Source organism: Bacteroides sp. B1-V-101, from assembly GCF_023656585.1.
GTDB lineage: Bacteria > Bacteroidota > Bacteroidia > Bacteroidales > Bacteroidaceae > Bacteroides > Bacteroides thetaiotaomicron.
In genome coordinates this window covers 106010-121460 of the sequence record NZ_JAMOKH010000014.1, presented here as the reverse complement: position 1 = coordinate 121460, position 15451 = coordinate 106010, and the positions used below count along the sequence as shown (strand labels likewise).

Here is a 15451-nt window from a genome sequence, read left to right as displayed (position 1 = left end):
CAACGCAAAAACGCAACGCAAAATAAATGGGAGACAATCAGCATCGGCGTATTGATTTTGTGGACTTAACCAAGGGAGTCTGCATTATTCTGGTAGTGATGGCGCATATCGGAGGCGCTTTCGACCAACTTGACAAGCATTCCATGCTATCCTGCTTTCGCATGCCTCTCTATTTCTTTATATCAGGAATTTTCTTCAAGCCTTATGAAGGATTATACGGGTTCATTATCCGAAAGACCAATAAGCTAATCATTCCCTTTATCTTCTTCTACGTCAGCGCCTTTCTACTAAAATACATTGTATGGAAGATTGCACCGGAAACTTTCCATCTCCCTGTGTCATGGAGAGAATTACTGTTTGTCTTTCACGGGCACGACCTCATCAAGTTCAATCCTCCCATCTGGTTTCTGCTTGCTCTGTTCAACTGCAATATCCTGTTCTATCTGATTCATTATCTGCGTGACAAGCATTTATCTCTGATGTTTGCAGCAACGTTACTGATCGGATGCACAGGATTCTTCCTGGGCAAATTTCACATCGAACTTCCTTTGTATATAGACGTTGCCATGACTGCCCTCCCCTTCTATGTGGCAGGTTTCTGGGTTCGCCGATATAATTTCTTCCTGTTCCCCAGTCATCGGTTCGACAAGATTATTCCCTCATTTGTCCTGCTGGCACTGGTCGTAATGTACTTCACCGCCACCACGCCGGGTATGCGGACCAACAATTATCCCGGCAACATATTCCAGGTATACATTGCCGCATTTGCCGGAATCTTTATGATTATGCTGATCTGTAAGAAAATAAAAAGAATAAGCATCGTTTCTTATCTGGGGCGATATTCCATTATCACACTCAGTATTCATGGACCGATTATTCACTTTGCAAGACCGGTCGTTTCGCATTATATTCATAACGACTGGGCAGAAGCAAGCGCACTGCTCCTGCTGACATTGACCATCTGCATTCTCTTTACCCCTATCCTGCTTAAGATAATTCCACAGTTGGTGGCACAAAAGGATTTATTAAAAGTCAAATAATAAAACATTGTGCAAGCCAAACTTTTCTTAACTCTAAGTTTAATTATCAAATAATTTACTACTTTTGTTCCAAAGAACTATAGACCGAGAACAAATGAATATAACGATTGTCTTAGGAGATAAAATTCCATCTATAAAATACGGCGGAACTCAAAGAGTAATGTGGTATCTGGGTAAAGAACTCAATAAGCGCGGACACAAAGTCACCTTCATCGCAGGAAAAGGTTCCTCCTGCCCTTTCGCTAAGGTGATAGAACTGGACCCTAGCGTAAATCTGAACACCCAAATCCCCACAGATGCGGACATCGTACATTTCAACATTCCCGTTCCCGAAGGAATCACCAAGCCGCACTTACTGACCATACACGGCAATGGAATCCCGGCCAACGCAGACCGGAACATCGTTTTTGTCTCACGTAATCATGCACAAAGACTTGGAAGCGAATCATTCGTTTACAATGGACTGGACTGGGATGACTACGGTCCCGCCAACCTCACCCTTTCCAGAAAAAACTACCATTTTCTAGGCAAAGCAGCCTGGAAGGTCAAAAATATCAAAGGAGCTATCGCCGTTGTCCAAAGCATCAAGAACGCACAACTGGACGTTTTAGGCGGTTATCGCCTCAATCTCAAAATGGGCTTCCGATTCACATGGAATCCACGGATTCATTTTCATGGAATGGTAGATGATTCAAAGAAAAAAGTTATTATTGAGCAGTCAAAAGGGCTTATTTTCCCCGTTACATGGCACGAACCTTTCGGACTTGCAATCACCGAATCCTTATACTTCGGAGCTCCCGTATTCGGTACTCCCTACGGTGCGCTTCCCGAACTCGTTTCACCGGAAGTCGGTTTTCTGACCGCTCACGGACAGGAAATGGCCGAACATATACAGTCAGCACAATATTCTCCGAAAGTCTGCCACGAATATGCCAGAGATCTATTCAATTCAAGTGTCATGGCAGAAGCCTATTTAAAGAAATATGAAACTGTACTGAACGACGAACCTTTGAATAAAGAAGTCCCTCATATTATAGATATCGCACGACGTCTTCCATGGGACTAAAAATGGCAGTTGAATTACATAGCTGATGACTAAAATCTCATTTATAAAGCCTTTCATTCATTTAATAAGCGAACAAAAATGATCGAAAACACTTTATAAAAAGAAATAAAGCCTTACCTTTACTTTTTTAGAAAACAAAAGATATGAAGATAAACAACAGCTATATTTTGCTGAAAGACATCTGCTGCTTCGCTTATCATGGAGTAGCCCCCCAAGAGAATATCATTGGAAATGAGTATATTATCAACTTGAAGTTGAAGGTAGATATCAGTCAGGCTATTCAAACAGACGACGTGGTGGATACGGTCAACTATGCCGAAATACACGAAGCCGTGAAAGCTGAAATGTCCATCCCGTCGAAGTTGCTGGAACACGTATGCGGACGAATAGCTAAAAGACTACTGGCAGAATTTCCTGCCATTGAAGAAATAGAACTTCGTCTTTCCAAACGGAATCCGCCTATGGGAGCAGACATCGACTCAGCCGGAGTAGAACTGCATTGCAGCAGATAAGTACCTTTGCTTTATCAGTTTGTGTTATTATCAAGAAGCACATTGGTCTGTCATCCTATCATCCGGACTGCCACATCCGGTCAACTTATTTACAACACCCTATCATTCTGCTTGTGCCAAGTAATGGGCACAGTTATGCCAAAGGAGTGTCACGGTTGTGACAAGGGTGTGGCACAGTTGTGACAAAGGCTTGGAAACAGTTGTGACAAGGGCATGGCACAGTTGTGCCAAAGGCGTGGCATCGTCGTGCCAAAGGCATGGCACAAGTAAGGCTGCCTCATTTCTACTTGAAGCAGCCTCACACTATCATATTTTCAGTCTATAACGACCTATCTCTTCTTTCTTTTTCTTTTATTTACCGATTCTACAGCTTCCGTTACCACGGATTTGTTTTCGAACCGTTTCGTATAACTGGAATAGTCCGGATGGGTACGTTCGTAATCGGGATCCATAAACAGAGGGCTGGAAATGATATGATCCGCCGTAGAACGATTACAACAGAAAACGATGTTCTCAACACCGGCCAGTCGGGTTAATGCTTTAACATCCGTATCATGTGGCTGCAAAGTCATAGGGTCAGTGAAAAAGAATAGATAATCAATCTGACCGTCCACAATACGCGATCCCATCTGCTGGTCACCTCCCAAAGGACCGGATTTCAGAATTGTGAAGTCCCACTCCACTTCAGGATGCTTCTCCTTCAGTGCTTCCAGAATCAGAGTACCTGTAGTACCTGTACAATAGAATTTATTTCCCATCAACAGTTCCGAGTTCCACAGCACCCATTCGATGAGGTCTTTTTTCATGGCATCATGTGCTACCAGCCCGATGCCTCTCCTTACTTTTGGTTCCATTTTGTTATCCTTTTAAATCCGACAATTGAGAGAATCTTTTGCACCCTCCCACATAAAACTGCCACAAGATACTACTTTTTATCCGTTCAGGGATTGGATTCAAAGAAGTTTTTCTTAAGTTTTCTTTACGGGAAGAAGAAAATGAAGGACAAATCTGTTTGTATTCTTTCCGGGCACACATCACCGCACGGGCATTGTCCAACTGTCCCTTCAGCAGAAATGTGAATGCGGCCACGTAATCGAGACAAGTCCGGATACGCATCACTTTATTTAACTCTTCGTCCGAAAGATTCTTATAGAGCATGACAAGATTATTACGAAAATTCAAAAAAGTCTTGCGGGGATTCTCCTTTTTCAGAGTCGCACCACCGACGTGATAGACCGTACTTTGAGGAATGCAAACGATTTCCCGACCACGGGAACGTAGTCGCCAGCATAAATCAATCTCTTCCATGTGGGCAAAGAAACGTCCGTCCAGTCCGCCCGCCTCACGATAATCCGCATGACGGATAAACAGGGCGGCTCCCGTTGCCCAGAAAACTGGCAGGATCGTATCATACTGTCCCTCATCCTTTTCGACCACTCCCATTATACGCCCACGACAGAACGGATAGCCGTACTTATCTATAAATCCTCCGGCTGCTCCGGCATATTCAAAATACTCTTTTTGCCGCTGGCTACGGATTTTCGGCTGACAGGCAGCTACCTCCGGATGGCCATCAAGATAGGAGATCATCGGTTCAAGCCAATGTTCGGTCACCTCAACATCAGAATTCAGAAGTACCACATACTCCGCTTCTACCTGCTGCAAAGCCAGGTTATATCCATCTGCGAATCCATGATTCTGATCCAGCACAATGATCCGGACACAAGGAAATTCTTCCCGAAGCATTTCCACAGAAGCATCCGTAGAGCCATTGTCGGCCACACAGACTTCTACTTCTTCGCTCTTCGAATAGCGGATCACGGACGGAAGAAAAGTACGAAGCATATCGCACCCGTTCCAATTCAGAATAACCACTGACACTTTCATCCTTACCCCCTTTCACATTCAGCCTTAGAAGCTTTCCAACGTTTATGAGACCACAGCCAATAAGCCGGTTCCCTGCGAATCGTCTGTTCCAGATAATCAGCAAACATTTCCGTAATTTCTCCTTCACCCGTCTCCTTCGGTTTCTCTGTCATCAGCTTAAACTCAGCTACACAATACCCTCTGCCGGGTTTTGTCAGATCACAATAGAACACAGGGAAGTTCATCATTTTCGCAATGCGCTCCGCACCATTCAGAAAGGCGGTTTCCTGCCCCAAAAAAGTAGTCCAGTATTTTTCGTTTCCGCTGGGCCACTGGTCAGTAATCAGACCGACAACCATCTTTTTGCCTTCACGCTTCAACTTGATAATTTCGCGTGCCGTAGAATGTTTCGGAACGTTATATCCTCCGAAGCGGGAACGGATGCGCTGGAACAATTCGTTCAAGTATTTATCTTTCAGAGGTTTATAGACTTGCATCGGTACATCACCCGGTTTCATAATAGATCCCATCCCGATCAGCCATTCATAATTGGCATAATGAGGAATCATTACGATGATTCCGCCATATTTCTCGGTCAGTTCCAGATATTGTTCCGTATTCTTATAAGTCATCCGCTTATAAAGGTCTTCGGGTGACATATGAAGCATTTTCAAGTCTTCAAGCATATAGTCGGAAAGGTAACGATAGAAACGGCGTTCGATCTGCAGCCTTTCTTTCTTGTCTTTTTCGGGAAATGATTTCTTCAGATTTTCCCGTACTACTTTCCGGCGATACCTCCCTATACGGTACATCAACAGGTAATTGAAATCCGAAAGTAAATACAATATCCGGAAGGGAAGCGCCGAAAACAGCCACATCCCGCTATATACCAGCCAATAGATAAATCTAGACTTCATAATTCATCAGAATTGTGCCTTTAAGCGCTGTCATGTCTTCATTAAATTCTCCCAGTCGGACGTTAATCATCTGATTGTCCAATGATTCGTCATTCTCCACTTCTACGCGGATATAGTTAGCGGTAAACCCGTGCATCGGCGTACCTGCTTTTGATTTTTCCATCAATACCTGCATGGTCTGCCCGATGTGACGGGTATAGAAAGCCCGTGTCTTTTCATCAGAAAGTGTCAGCAAGCGCTGGCTGCGCTGATGTTTCTCTTCCGGCGAAACCACATAATCTATCTTCAGGGCCTGCGTCCCCGGACGTTCGGAGTAGCTGAACACATGCAACTGTGTCACATCCAGTCCGGAAATAAACTGATAAGCCTGTTCAAAATACTCTTCCGTCTCTCCGCGAGTACCTACAATCACATCGACTCCGATAAAGGCATCCGGCATCACTTCCTTGATTTTCTTTACTTTAGAGGCAAAAAGAGCCGTATCATAACGACGGCGCATCAATTTCAGCACTTCATCGCAACCGGATTGCAACGGGATATGAAAATGAGGCATAAATCTACGGGAACGGGAAACGAACTCGATGATTTCATCAGTCAGCAGATTGGGCTCGATAGAAGAAATGCGGTAACGTTCGATGCCTTCCACCTGATCCAGCGCTTTCACCAGATCAAAGAAAGTCTCACCGGTAGTCTTACCAAAATCGCCGATATTCACGCCTGTCAGTACGATCTCTTTTCCGCCTTCGGCAGCAGCCTGCCTTGCCTGCTCCACCATAGAGGCAACAGTACCGTTACGGCTGCGTCCACGGGCAAAAGGAATGGTACAATAAGAACAGAAATAATCGCATCCGTCTTGTACTTTCAGGAAGAAACGAGTACGGTCGCCCCGTGAACACGAAGGCGAAAACGAACGGATATCTTTGGTGGTGGTAGTAAATGCCTCTCCCTCTTCATGCTTATGGAGGTCGCCGAGATACTGCAACAAGTCTCCTTTCTGCTCGGCACCCAGCACTACATCTACTCCTTTTATCTTTGCCACGTCGCCGGGTTTCAACTGCGCGTAACATCCGGTCACTACCACAAAAGCTCCGGGATGCTGCTTGACCAACCGATGAATAGCCTGACGACATTTCTTGTCTGCCATCTCCGTCACCGAACAAGTATTTACTACACAGATGTCTGCTTTTTCCCCTTTACGCGCAGTCCGGACTCCTGCCTCCCGCAGGATTTTGCCGATAGTTGAAGTCTCTGAAAAGTTCAATTTGCAGCCTAACGTATAATAAACGGCTGTCTTATTTTGAAATACAGTGGTATCTATCATAATCTGTTATAACGCATATTTCCTGCAAAGTTACACATTATTATTAGTAAAACACTTTAGGATACGAAAGTTTATTCCTATTTTTGCACAATTCACTAAAAAACGTGCAATGATTAAAGAGAATTTCATTAAACTATACGAAAATAGTTTTCGGGAAAATTGGGATTTACCTTGCTATACCGATTATGGTGAATCCGTTCATTATACTTATGGCCAGGTAGCCGGAGAAATCGCCCGTATGCACCTGCTCTTCAAACACTGCAGCCTGCGTAGAGGAGATAAAATAGCCGTTATCGGCAAAAATAATGCCCACTGGTGCATCGCCTACATGGCAACCATCACCTACGGAGCCATCATCGTCCCTATCCTGCAAGACTTTACGCCCAACGATGTGCATCATATCGTCAACCATTCCGAGTCCGTTTTCCTCTTTACCAGTGACAGCATCTGGGAAAGCCTGGAAGAAGAAAAGCTGACCGGACTGCGCGGAGTTTTTTCGCTCACCGACTTCCGCTGCCTCTATCAGCGGGACGGAGAAACTATTCAGAAGTTTCTGGTACACCTCAATGATGAAATGTACGCCGCCTATCCGAAAGGATTCACGCGCGAGGACATTCAATACACTACGTTATCCAATGATAAGGTAATGCTGCTGAACTACACATCGGGAACTACCGGCTTCAGCAAAGGGGTAATGTTGACGGGCAACAATCTTGCCGGCAATGTCACTTTCGGCATCCGCACGGAGTTACTTAAAAAAGGAGATAAAGTGCTTTCTTTCCTGCCACTGGCACACGCCTACGGTTGCGCTTTCGACTTTCTGACTGCAACTGCTGTCGGAACTCATGTCACCCTGCTCGGTAAAACGCCTTCTCCCAAAATTATCATGAAGGCTTTTGAGGAGGTAAAACCGAACCTGATTATCACTGTTCCGCTGGTCATCGAGAAAATATATAAAAATGTCATCCAGCCGCTCATTAATAAGAAAGGTATGAAATGGGCATTAAACATTCCTTTGCTCGACACCCAAATTTATAATCAGATACGGAAAAAGCTGATAGACGCCTTAGGCGGACGTTTCAAAGAAATCATCATCGGAGGCGCTGCCATGAATCAGGAAGTGGAAGAGTTCTTCTACAAAATAAAGTTCCCTTTCACCATCGGTTATGGTATGACCGAGTGCGGACCACTGATCAGCTATGCTCCCTGGAATGAATTTATTTTAGGCTCTTCCGGCAAAGTGCTGGATATCATGGAGGCACGTATCTATAAAGAAAATCCGGAAGCGGAAACCGGAGAGATTCAGGTACGTGGTGAAAACGTGATGGTGGGATATTATAAGAATCCGGAAGCCACGCAGGAAGTGTTTACCGAAGACGGCTGGCTGCGCACCGGCGACCTTGGTACTATGGACGCCAGCGGAAATATCTTCATCCGCGGACGACTCAAAAGCATGATTCTGAGTTCGAGCGGACAGAACATCTTCCCCGAAGAGCTGGAAGCCAAACTCAATAACCTGCCATTCATTCTTGAAAGCCTCGTCATCGAACGTAACAAGAAACTGGTGGCACTGGTCTATGCGGATTACGAAGCGCTTGATTCTCTCGGATTGAACAATCCGGATAACCTGAAAACCATCATGGATGAAAATCTGAAGAACTTAAATAATAATGTAGCTGCGTATGAAAAAGTCAGCAAGATTCAGCTTTATCCTACGGAATTTGAGAAAACCCCGAAAAGAAGCATCAAAAGGTATCTATATAACAGTATAGCTGTCGATTAGTATGTTTTAAAACATGGATTGAAGGCGTAATATAACAAGCTTCTAAAAAAAATTATAAAAATAGTTGGCTTTTCGAGAACAACATATTGAAAAAGTACATAACTTTGCAACGTTTTAATAAAGCAATTGATTGTATTACGTTTTTAAAAAGCAAAGAAAATGAAAAAATTAGTTTTGATGGCCGTAGCTATCGTAGCAGTATCATTCGCATCTTGTGGTAACAAAGCAGCTGACGCAGCAAAAGCTCAACAAGATTCTATCCGCATCGCTGACTCAATCGCAGCTGTAGAAGCAGCAGCAGCTGAAGCAGAACAAGCAGCAGCTCAGGCAGCAGCTGACTCTTTGAATGCAGATAGCACTGCAACTGAAGCTGTAGCTGAATAATTCAGAACAGCCTAGAGAGAATTGAAAGTCTGACATGCTAAAAGCATGCACAGACTTTTTTTTATGCCTTATTTAGCGTATGAGCTTTTCACAAAGGGAGCATCCAGCAAATAATCCAGACTTACCTCGACACTTTTCTCTACGGGCATGCTGTAGCTTTCTATCTCTGCAACAAGATGCTTCACACCAGCTGTCTTTGCATTCTTGAAAATAGCATCGAAACCAACCATTCCGCTCTGCCCGATTTCTCTGTGATCTTTGATATGGAACATTTTAAAACGACCGGGGTATTTATTAAAATAATCGACCGGACTGTTTTGCCCGCGAACTACCCAATAAACATCCATCTGGAAGAAAACATATTCAGGATTGGTATGCTCAATCATGTAATCATACATCACTTTATCTTCTACCTTCTGAAATTCATGAGCATGATTATGGTATCCGAACGACATCCCCTGCTGTTTACAACGTTTGCCTATTTCATTGTAATAAGCACAATATGTATCCAACTCCTTAAGTGTTTTAGGCACATCCATCCAAGGAGCTACAATGTAACTCATACCGGCAGCTTTATGATCAGCAATACACTGGTCCCACCATTGAAGTGAACTTGAAAAATCACCGGAAGCTAATTCTTCTTTCGACAATCCTCTTGTGCAATGTGAGGATAAAACCTTCAGCCCGGCAGATTCTACATCTTTTTTAAATTGGTCGGGAGTTCTGTCGTAAAACTTTCCATTATTATAATTGGCGGCTTCCACACTGGTATATCCCATTTTCGCCAAGTTCTTCAGAAGAGTAATATAAGCGGCATCACATTTGCCGTCCTTATTGTCTACCTTATTCAATATATCCCTGACAGAATAGAGTTGAATCGCTACTTCTTTTTTAGCTTTCGCTTTTGTTTTAGACTGTGCCATGGCCGTAAACGGAATCATTAAAAGAAGAGCCAGCGCACATAGATTTATTTGGAGTTTCATGTTTGTAGATAAAGGGGTTCATGTATTAAAATAAAAAAGCTGTGTCAGAAGTTCGTCGGGCATATCATTCTGTCATTCAGAATAAATGCCATGTTGATGTTACTTTTGACACAGCCTATCTTTGAATTATTTATGTGATCAGTCCAGAACTTTCACGCGGATATTGCGGAACCAAACGTCATCACCGTGATCCTGCATTCCGATAAATCCTTCGTGGTTTTCACCACCGCAATTATTCAGCAGTTCGAAAGCCAACGGCCATTTGTCCTGGCTGAATTTGCTGGCTTGCAAAAGGTCAGTCCATTGTTTGGTCCACAAGTGGTATTCGAGTACATTCTCGTCATTCTGTCCGTGAACAACAGTACCTTTATAAACCATGATCTTAGCCTTGTTCCATTCGCCGAAAGGTTTCGCATTCTGAGGAACTGCCGGAATCATGTCATATAAAGAAGCCGACTGACGGTTATTGTCTTTACCCAATTTTGCGTCCGGATGATTATCATTGTCCAATACCTGATATTCAGGTGCGGAAATATAAATAGGTTCGAGCACGTCGTTACCGTCCTTATCTTTAGAAGTCACTTCCTGAGCCAGATAGAAGATACCGGAGTTACCGCCTTTGGAAACCTTCCATTCCATTTCCAGTTCGAAGTTTTTGAATTTGTGGGCAAAGATCAGGTCTCCGCCATCACCATCCTGCGCTTCACCGCCACCGGAACCGTTAAATTTGATGCAACCGTCTTCGATAGTCCATTTGGAAGGAACTCTGTCCTTGCCATAACCACGCCATCCATTAAATGTTTTGCCGTCAAAGATAGTGATGTAACCATCCGCATCTACCGGTAATTGCAAGCTATCCATCTCTGCCGCTTTTAATGATTTTGAATATGATAATGCTACTTCGTTTGCCGATTGCTCTTCCTGAGCACTCCCGGATTTCTTCTGACCGCTGCAGGAAACTAAAACTCCCGCTGCAAGACAACAAGCTAATGGATAAAATACTTTCTTCATAATAATAACTATTTAATTTTTAATCTTTAATTCTTAACTTACTTTTATCGTGTTATCGTGGCATATCAGGCAACTTCCATCCTTCGCGATAGTTATGTTTCACCAGTTCGGCTGCGAATTGTTTCGCGTTGATCGGATCTGTCCAGGTCTTATTGAATGACGGGTGACCATCATGAATTGTAAATCCGTCCTTAATGCAGGTTCTGAGTGTTTCGTTATCACCGATATTAGTGAAGCACATATTAGCGCCGTCCCATTCCAGTGTCTTGTTCAATCCTTGCAGACGGATAGCCAATACACCCATTACCACCATTTCATTCATCGGTCCCGATTCGGAGAAATCCGCTTTCGGCATCACGCGGTTGGATTTGTCTTCCTTACAAGCGCGTACCCAGTCCATCTCATGAGAACACTTGACACGGCGGCATACTTTCGGTGCATTGGGCACACGGCCTGACAACAAGAAAGGTTGTTCTCCGTAGCAGCCGCAAATCAATGTATCTTTTGTTCCGTGGAAAATAGTCAGACCACCACCGGGACCCATCAGTTGTTTTCCTTCCGGGAAACCTTTCGGACGTTCTGGCATCATACCGCCGTCATACCAGTGCACCTCAACTTCCGGCAAGGCAACTTTCGGCATATTGTCGCGGGCGGGGAAAATCATCTTCACGTGCTGGGCCTGAGGAGCGCAGGCACTCAGTAATAATGTAGAAGAACCTTCCACCTTGGTAGGATAACCCAGTTTCAGAGCTCTGAACGGCTGATGCAGAATATGGCAGGCCATATCACCCAGTGCACCTGTACCGTAATCCCACCATCCGCGCCAGTTCCAGGGATGATAAACGTTGTTGTACGGGTTCAGTTTGGCAGGTCCGGTGAAAAGATCCCAGTTCAATGTGTTGGGGATGCGGTCCGCCTTTTCGGGTGCATTCAGTCCTTGCGGCCAGATAGGACGGTCGGTGGCGCATTCCACTTTGGTTACTTCACCGATTTCTCCATTCCATATCCATTCGCAAACCAGGTCGGTACCTTCGCCCGATGCTCCCTGATTACCCATTTGAGTAACTACTCCGGTAGAGGCGGCCAGCTTGGTCAGCAAACGGGATTCGTAAACGGAGTGAGTCAACGGTTTCTGGCAGTATACGTGCTTGCCCATTGTCATGGCGTCTGCCGTGATGATGGCATGAGTATGGTCGGCGGTAGCAATGATTACGCCGTCAATGGATTTGCCCATTTCATCGTACATCTTGCGATAATCCCAGTATTTCTTCGCATTCGGGAATTCATCGAATACGCCTTTGGCATATTTCCAGTCTACGTCACAAAGGGCTACGATGTTTTCGGTACCCTTCACGTTGTTGATGTTGGCATGCCCCATACCGCCGATACCTACGGCTGCGAGGTTCAGTTTGTCGGTTGGTGAAACGTGCCCGTGGCTCATACCTAAAATAGAACTGGGAGCAATGGTGATTCCTGCTAAAGCAGCGGCTCCCGTTTTAAGAAATTTTCTTCTTGAAAAGTCTGACATGGTTTTATTATTTTAAGGAGTTAGTTATTTGTGGTGGATTACTATGCAGCAACCCATATCCATTTTTCATGTTTTTTCTGCGTTCGCGTATTTGTTCAAGAGTCTGTAAATTGCCAATAGCCGGCAAGTCATTCATACGAGCATCCTGCAGGAACTTCCACGCATATTCGGATGCAATAGTCGAGTCATACATTAAAGGCAAACGAGGGTTTCGCTTACCGGTCAATATGGAATCGGCGAACAAATCGCACAGCACGTCAATATTCTTACCACCAAAAGGTTTTTCCACACGAAGTGTCTGATGTACTCCGTGTAAATCGACGACAGCTGTTTTGAAATCATGCGTCATACGCACGATACCTTCCGTACCTATAATATCTACATAAGAATTGTGCGTCTGATCTTTCGATAATTGTCCATAGACAAAACCCTGAGTTATATCAAAGACTACGCCATTTTGAAAAGTTCCGTGACATTGTACCCACCAGGGATCTTTATAATTCCACATGTTCACGCCTTGTGCATTCCATGTTCTATATTCACTTTCGGCATACCAGCGAACGATGTCAACATAATGCATTCCACAATCATGGAAAGCAGGGCCTTCATATTCGTGTCCTTCACCCGGTGCCAGTCCCGGAGTCATGTGGCAAATACGAATAATGGCCAACTCACCTATTTCTCCCTTCTGAATATATTCCTTCATCAGATTATGATACCAAGAATTTCGCAGATATAAGTTCACCGTAGAAAGTACATTGGAGTTTTCTATCATATCCACCACCTTCCACTCCTTTTCCATCGTATCTGCAACGGGTTTTTCTGCGATGATATGTTTTCCGTACCGAATAGCCTTTTCTATTTGTTCGAGCCTTGAGTCTGCCAATGTGAAGAGCCCGACAACCTGTACACTCTCGTCTTCAAAGATTTTTTGGTCATTCTCTACTACACGAGATTCAGGAGATATTTTTTTAGCAAGTTCGCGCGTGGTAGGATCTGTATCGCAAATATAGGCAATCTCCCATCGCCCGCTTTTCCGCATCGCCTCCCAATAGAATCTTCCCATTCTACCGAAACCGATTATTCCTACTTTTATTTTTGTGTCAAGTGAAAATTGTGCATCCATAAAAAATTGCGAATTTAAGTACAAACAACATAAAAGGTATCAATTTTCATCTGTAGGCAGATTGTTCGAAAACTGATATCGCAAAACTAGCCAAATAAATAACGCTTTATTTAGTCTACACAACTTTATGTAGATTATAAAATAATATTAAACCTTATAAATCAACAACTTACAATCATTTAGTGATATAAAAAATGTAGATTGTTTGGAAAGCACTTTATTTATTGGATGGCACAAATTCGTTTATATTGGTCAGATTTTCATAATTTCATTTTCAAATTCATCCCGGTCCACTGCAGCCTTGTTACGCATTTTAGTACGATAATTATAAACAGTACTTGTAGAGCAACGAAGGAAGTTGGCAATCTTCCCGCTATCCGTAATACCCAAACGTAACAATGCATAGATACGAAGTTCCCTGTTCAACAAAGCGTCCTGCTTAAGAATGATCTTCTCGTTATCTTTCAGTAAAGCATTGAAATCTGAAACAAAAGTCGGATATAAATTCAAAAAGACTCTATCGAAGCGAGTATACAGAGCATCAAGTTCATCATCAATCAATGCGGAAGATTTCAGCTTTTTAATCAGTTCCTCATAGCATTTATTAATGGCTATTTTATACAGCATATTCTGATACTTCTCCATTTTATGAATATAGCTGAAGCACACGTCGAAAAACTGAGCGATATAATGCTCCTTTATATTATTAATCTCGCACAGTTCATCATTCTTATCATTCAACTCACTATTCATGCTGTTCAGTTTGTCGTTCAATCTCAGAAGCTCCTCGTTACTTTGTGCCAGCGCCCGTTTCATCCGCAACGTTTTTTTCATCTGAATATAAATAAACACAACCAACACGATTAAAAGAAAAAGAGAAACGCTGGTTGAGATAAGAAAAGTAATCAGATTCGATTTAGACCTAGCTTCTTCCGTCTGATAAGCCGTATTAATGATAGAATAGAATTTATAGATTTCCATTGCCCGGAAATGAATGCCGGAGGAAACTACATCATCAATAGCCGACTGAGTAAATTTGAAAGCATCCGCTAAATTATTTTCCTCATATTGTATCAGTGCAAGTGCCTGCAAGGAGGCCGTTTCACGTGTGGCATTCTGAATATCAGCAATGGCGGACATCATAAGATATTTCTTCGCATCATCCTCTCTTTTCAAATAGCGGCTCAACATGGCATACGAATGAGTAATCATCGCATAATTAGGAGTTCCTATCTCCTCAGCATTCAGCAACTCATCCAAAATCTTGATCGCCTTTGTTGAATCGCGTCCTGCATAAGAATAAGCCCGTGACAATTTATAGTCAAAGGAAGTATGATCCATAAGAGCATACAGTGAATCCTGATAAGCTTCCCGTTTTTTTCCGTACTGATTATTGGTAGCAGAAATCGAATAATACTCCCAAAAACGGGCATATGTATCATAATAAGTAGCTAATAATGAACGAGGAAGTTCTGATGGCTTCATTTTTTCGAGAAGTAATTCTGCATCTCTATATCTGCCGCACATGGAATATACAAGGCTGAGTTGCAAAGAAGACTGGTATTTCAAATAGTTTCTATTTAACTGACGAGCGATTTCAAGGTTCCGGTCGACATAATGAATGGCAGAGTCTATATTAAATTTCTTATACTCATTGTATAATTGGAGATTCACCTTATATTCCCGATCGGGAGTCAGCCCAGAGTCCTTCAGTAAACATTTAATCCGGGCGATTCGCTGCTCTTTCTTCTGGACGAAGAGAGGCTTCGCATCTATCATTTTATGCAGAGAGTCAGCCAGTATTTTCAATTCGTTATTTGCATAAAGAGCATTGCCGATTCCCAGAGCAACCAGGAACAGCAAAACGATTCTCTTCAGATAACAACGGTTGAATTTCATATTACTAGCAAAGAT

At 43.3% G+C, this 15451-nt stretch carries 14 protein-coding genes; 5 read left to right on the top strand and 9 right to left on the bottom strand.

Annotated features, from left to right (window positions below; translation table 11 throughout):
• The first annotated feature begins 26 nt into the window (after positions 1 to 26).
• The 3 genes from NBH01_RS13010 (at position 27) to folB (ending at position 2618) form a co-directional block, all read left to right on the top strand.
• Positions 27 to 1040 carry an acyltransferase family protein gene (locus NBH01_RS13010; RefSeq protein ID WP_008763942.1) on the top strand — a complete coding sequence of 338 codons (1014 nt, stop codon included), beginning with the start codon at positions 27 to 29 and terminating at the stop codon, positions 1038 to 1040.
• A gap of 94 nt (positions 1041 to 1134) precedes the next feature.
• Entirely contained in the window at positions 1135 to 2106 is a 972-nt protein-coding gene (locus tag NBH01_RS13005) for a glycosyltransferase family 4 protein (RefSeq protein ID WP_118307221.1), read from the top strand.
• Positions 2107 to 2249: 143 nt separating this feature from the next.
• Complete coding sequence (gene folB, locus NBH01_RS13000; protein ID WP_008759754.1) at positions 2250 to 2618, top strand: dihydroneopterin aldolase; 369 nt, start codon at positions 2250 to 2252, stop codon at positions 2616 to 2618.
• A 329-nt stretch (positions 2619 to 2947) separates the two neighbouring features.
• Here folB and NBH01_RS12995 read toward each other — a convergent pair whose 3' ends face one another.
• The 4 genes from NBH01_RS12995 to mtaB are packed head-to-tail and all read right to left on the bottom strand — an operon-like array spanning position 2948 to position 6722.
• Positions 2948 to 3472: a methylglyoxal synthase gene (locus NBH01_RS12995; RefSeq protein ID WP_008759753.1), complete on the bottom strand. Its 525-nt coding sequence runs from the start codon at positions 3470 to 3472 to the stop codon at positions 2948 to 2950.
• 4 nt (positions 3473 to 3476) lie between these two features.
• The gene (locus tag NBH01_RS12990) at positions 3477 to 4505 is read right to left on the bottom strand and encodes a glycosyltransferase family 2 protein (RefSeq protein WP_118307220.1); all 1029 of its coding nucleotides are present in this window, start codon (positions 4503 to 4505) and stop codon (positions 3477 to 3479) included.
• 2 nt (positions 4506 to 4507) lie between these two features.
• Positions 4508 to 5401: a lysophospholipid acyltransferase family protein gene (locus NBH01_RS12985; RefSeq protein ID WP_008759751.1), complete on the bottom strand. Its 894-nt coding sequence runs from the start codon at positions 5399 to 5401 to the stop codon at positions 4508 to 4510.
• On the bottom strand, positions 5391 to 6722 hold the full coding sequence (mtaB, locus tag NBH01_RS12980) for a tRNA (N(6)-L-threonylcarbamoyladenosine(37)-C(2))-methylthiotransferase MtaB (protein ID WP_008763943.1): 1332 nt from the start codon (positions 6720 to 6722) through the stop codon (positions 5391 to 5393). The genes NBH01_RS12985 and mtaB overlap by 11 nt, the downstream gene beginning before the upstream one ends.
• A 109-nt stretch (positions 6723 to 6831) precedes the next feature.
• Here mtaB and NBH01_RS12975 point away from each other — a divergent pair, with 109 nt between their 5' ends.
• Both NBH01_RS12975 and NBH01_RS12970 read left to right on the top strand, forming a co-directional pair.
• Positions 6832 to 8505 (top strand): long-chain fatty acid--CoA ligase, encoded by a 1674-nt coding sequence (locus NBH01_RS12975; RefSeq protein WP_008759749.1) that lies wholly within the window; start codon positions 6832 to 6834, stop codon positions 8503 to 8505.
• A gap of 159 nt (positions 8506 to 8664) precedes the next feature.
• Positions 8665 to 8889 (top strand): hypothetical protein, encoded by a 225-nt coding sequence (locus NBH01_RS12970; RefSeq protein WP_008759748.1) that lies wholly within the window; start codon positions 8665 to 8667, stop codon positions 8887 to 8889.
• Between the two features lie 68 nt (positions 8890 to 8957).
• On the opposite strand, the gene NBH01_RS12965 is transcribed toward NBH01_RS12970, so the two are convergent.
• The 5 genes from NBH01_RS12965 to susR form a co-directional block, all read right to left on the bottom strand.
• Complete coding sequence (locus NBH01_RS12965) at positions 8958 to 9872, bottom strand: sugar phosphate isomerase/epimerase family protein (protein WP_008763945.1); 915 nt, start codon at positions 9870 to 9872, stop codon at positions 8958 to 8960.
• Between the two features lie 138 nt (positions 9873 to 10010).
• Entirely contained in the window at positions 10011 to 10883 is an 873-nt protein-coding gene (locus NBH01_RS12960; RefSeq protein WP_008760104.1) for a 3-keto-disaccharide hydrolase, read from the bottom strand.
• A 52-nt stretch (positions 10884 to 10935) separates the two neighbouring features.
• Positions 10936 to 12411 carry a glycoside 3-dehydrogenase gene (locus tag NBH01_RS12955; RefSeq protein ID WP_016268292.1) on the bottom strand — a complete coding sequence of 492 codons (1476 nt, stop codon included), beginning with the start codon at positions 12409 to 12411 and terminating at the stop codon, positions 10936 to 10938.
• 7 nt (positions 12412 to 12418) lie between these two features.
• On the bottom strand, positions 12419 to 13537 hold the full coding sequence (locus tag NBH01_RS12950; protein ID WP_008759743.1) for a disaccharide 3-dehydrogenase: 1119 nt from the start codon (positions 13535 to 13537) through the stop codon (positions 12419 to 12421).
• Positions 13538 to 13789: 252 nt separating this feature from the next.
• A complete protein-coding gene (gene susR, locus NBH01_RS12945; protein WP_225680545.1) occupies positions 13790 to 15436 on the bottom strand; it encodes a SusR family glycan utilization regulator in 1647 nt (548 codons plus the stop codon).
• Between the last annotated feature and the right edge of the window lie 15 nt (positions 15437 to 15451).

Excerpts from the sequence above, each read along its gene's own strand:
- NBH01_RS12985 (WP_008759751.1), bottom strand. The coding sequence starts at position 5,401 with ATGAAGTCTAGATTTATCTATTGGCTGGTATATAGCGGGATGTGGCTG.
- mtaB (WP_008763943.1), bottom strand. The coding sequence starts at position 6,722 with ATGATAGATACCACTGTATTTCAAAATAAGACAGCCGTTTATTATACG.
- NBH01_RS12950 (WP_008759743.1), bottom strand. The coding sequence starts at position 13,537 with ATGGATGCACAATTTTCACTTGACACAAAAATAAAAGTAGGAATAATC.
- NBH01_RS13005 (WP_118307221.1), top strand. The coding sequence starts at position 1,135 with ATGAATATAACGATTGTCTTAGGAGATAAAATTCCATCTATAAAATAC.
- NBH01_RS12995 (WP_008759753.1), bottom strand. The coding sequence starts at position 3,472 with ATGGAACCAAAAGTAAGGAGAGGCATCGGGCTGGTAGCACATGATGCC.
- folB (WP_008759754.1), top strand. The coding sequence starts at position 2,250 with ATGAAGATAAACAACAGCTATATTTTGCTGAAAGACATCTGCTGCTTC.
- NBH01_RS13010 (WP_008763942.1), top strand. The coding sequence starts at position 27 with ATGGGAGACAATCAGCATCGGCGTATTGATTTTGTGGACTTAACCAAG.
- susR (WP_225680545.1), bottom strand. The coding sequence starts at position 15,436 with ATGAAATTCAACCGTTGTTATCTGAAGAGAATCGTTTTGCTGTTCCTG.
- NBH01_RS12975 (WP_008759749.1), top strand. The coding sequence starts at position 6,832 with ATGATTAAAGAGAATTTCATTAAACTATACGAAAATAGTTTTCGGGAA.
- NBH01_RS12955 (WP_016268292.1), bottom strand. The coding sequence starts at position 12,411 with ATGTCAGACTTTTCAAGAAGAAAATTTCTTAAAACGGGAGCCGCTGCT.
- NBH01_RS12990 (WP_118307220.1), bottom strand. The coding sequence starts at position 4,505 with ATGAAAGTGTCAGTGGTTATTCTGAATTGGAACGGGTGCGATATGCTT.
- NBH01_RS12960 (WP_008760104.1), bottom strand. The coding sequence starts at position 10,883 with ATGAAGAAAGTATTTTATCCATTAGCTTGTTGTCTTGCAGCGGGAGTT.
- NBH01_RS12965 (WP_008763945.1), bottom strand. The coding sequence starts at position 9,872 with ATGAAACTCCAAATAAATCTATGTGCGCTGGCTCTTCTTTTAATGATT.
- NBH01_RS12970 (WP_008759748.1), top strand. The coding sequence starts at position 8,665 with ATGAAAAAATTAGTTTTGATGGCCGTAGCTATCGTAGCAGTATCATTC.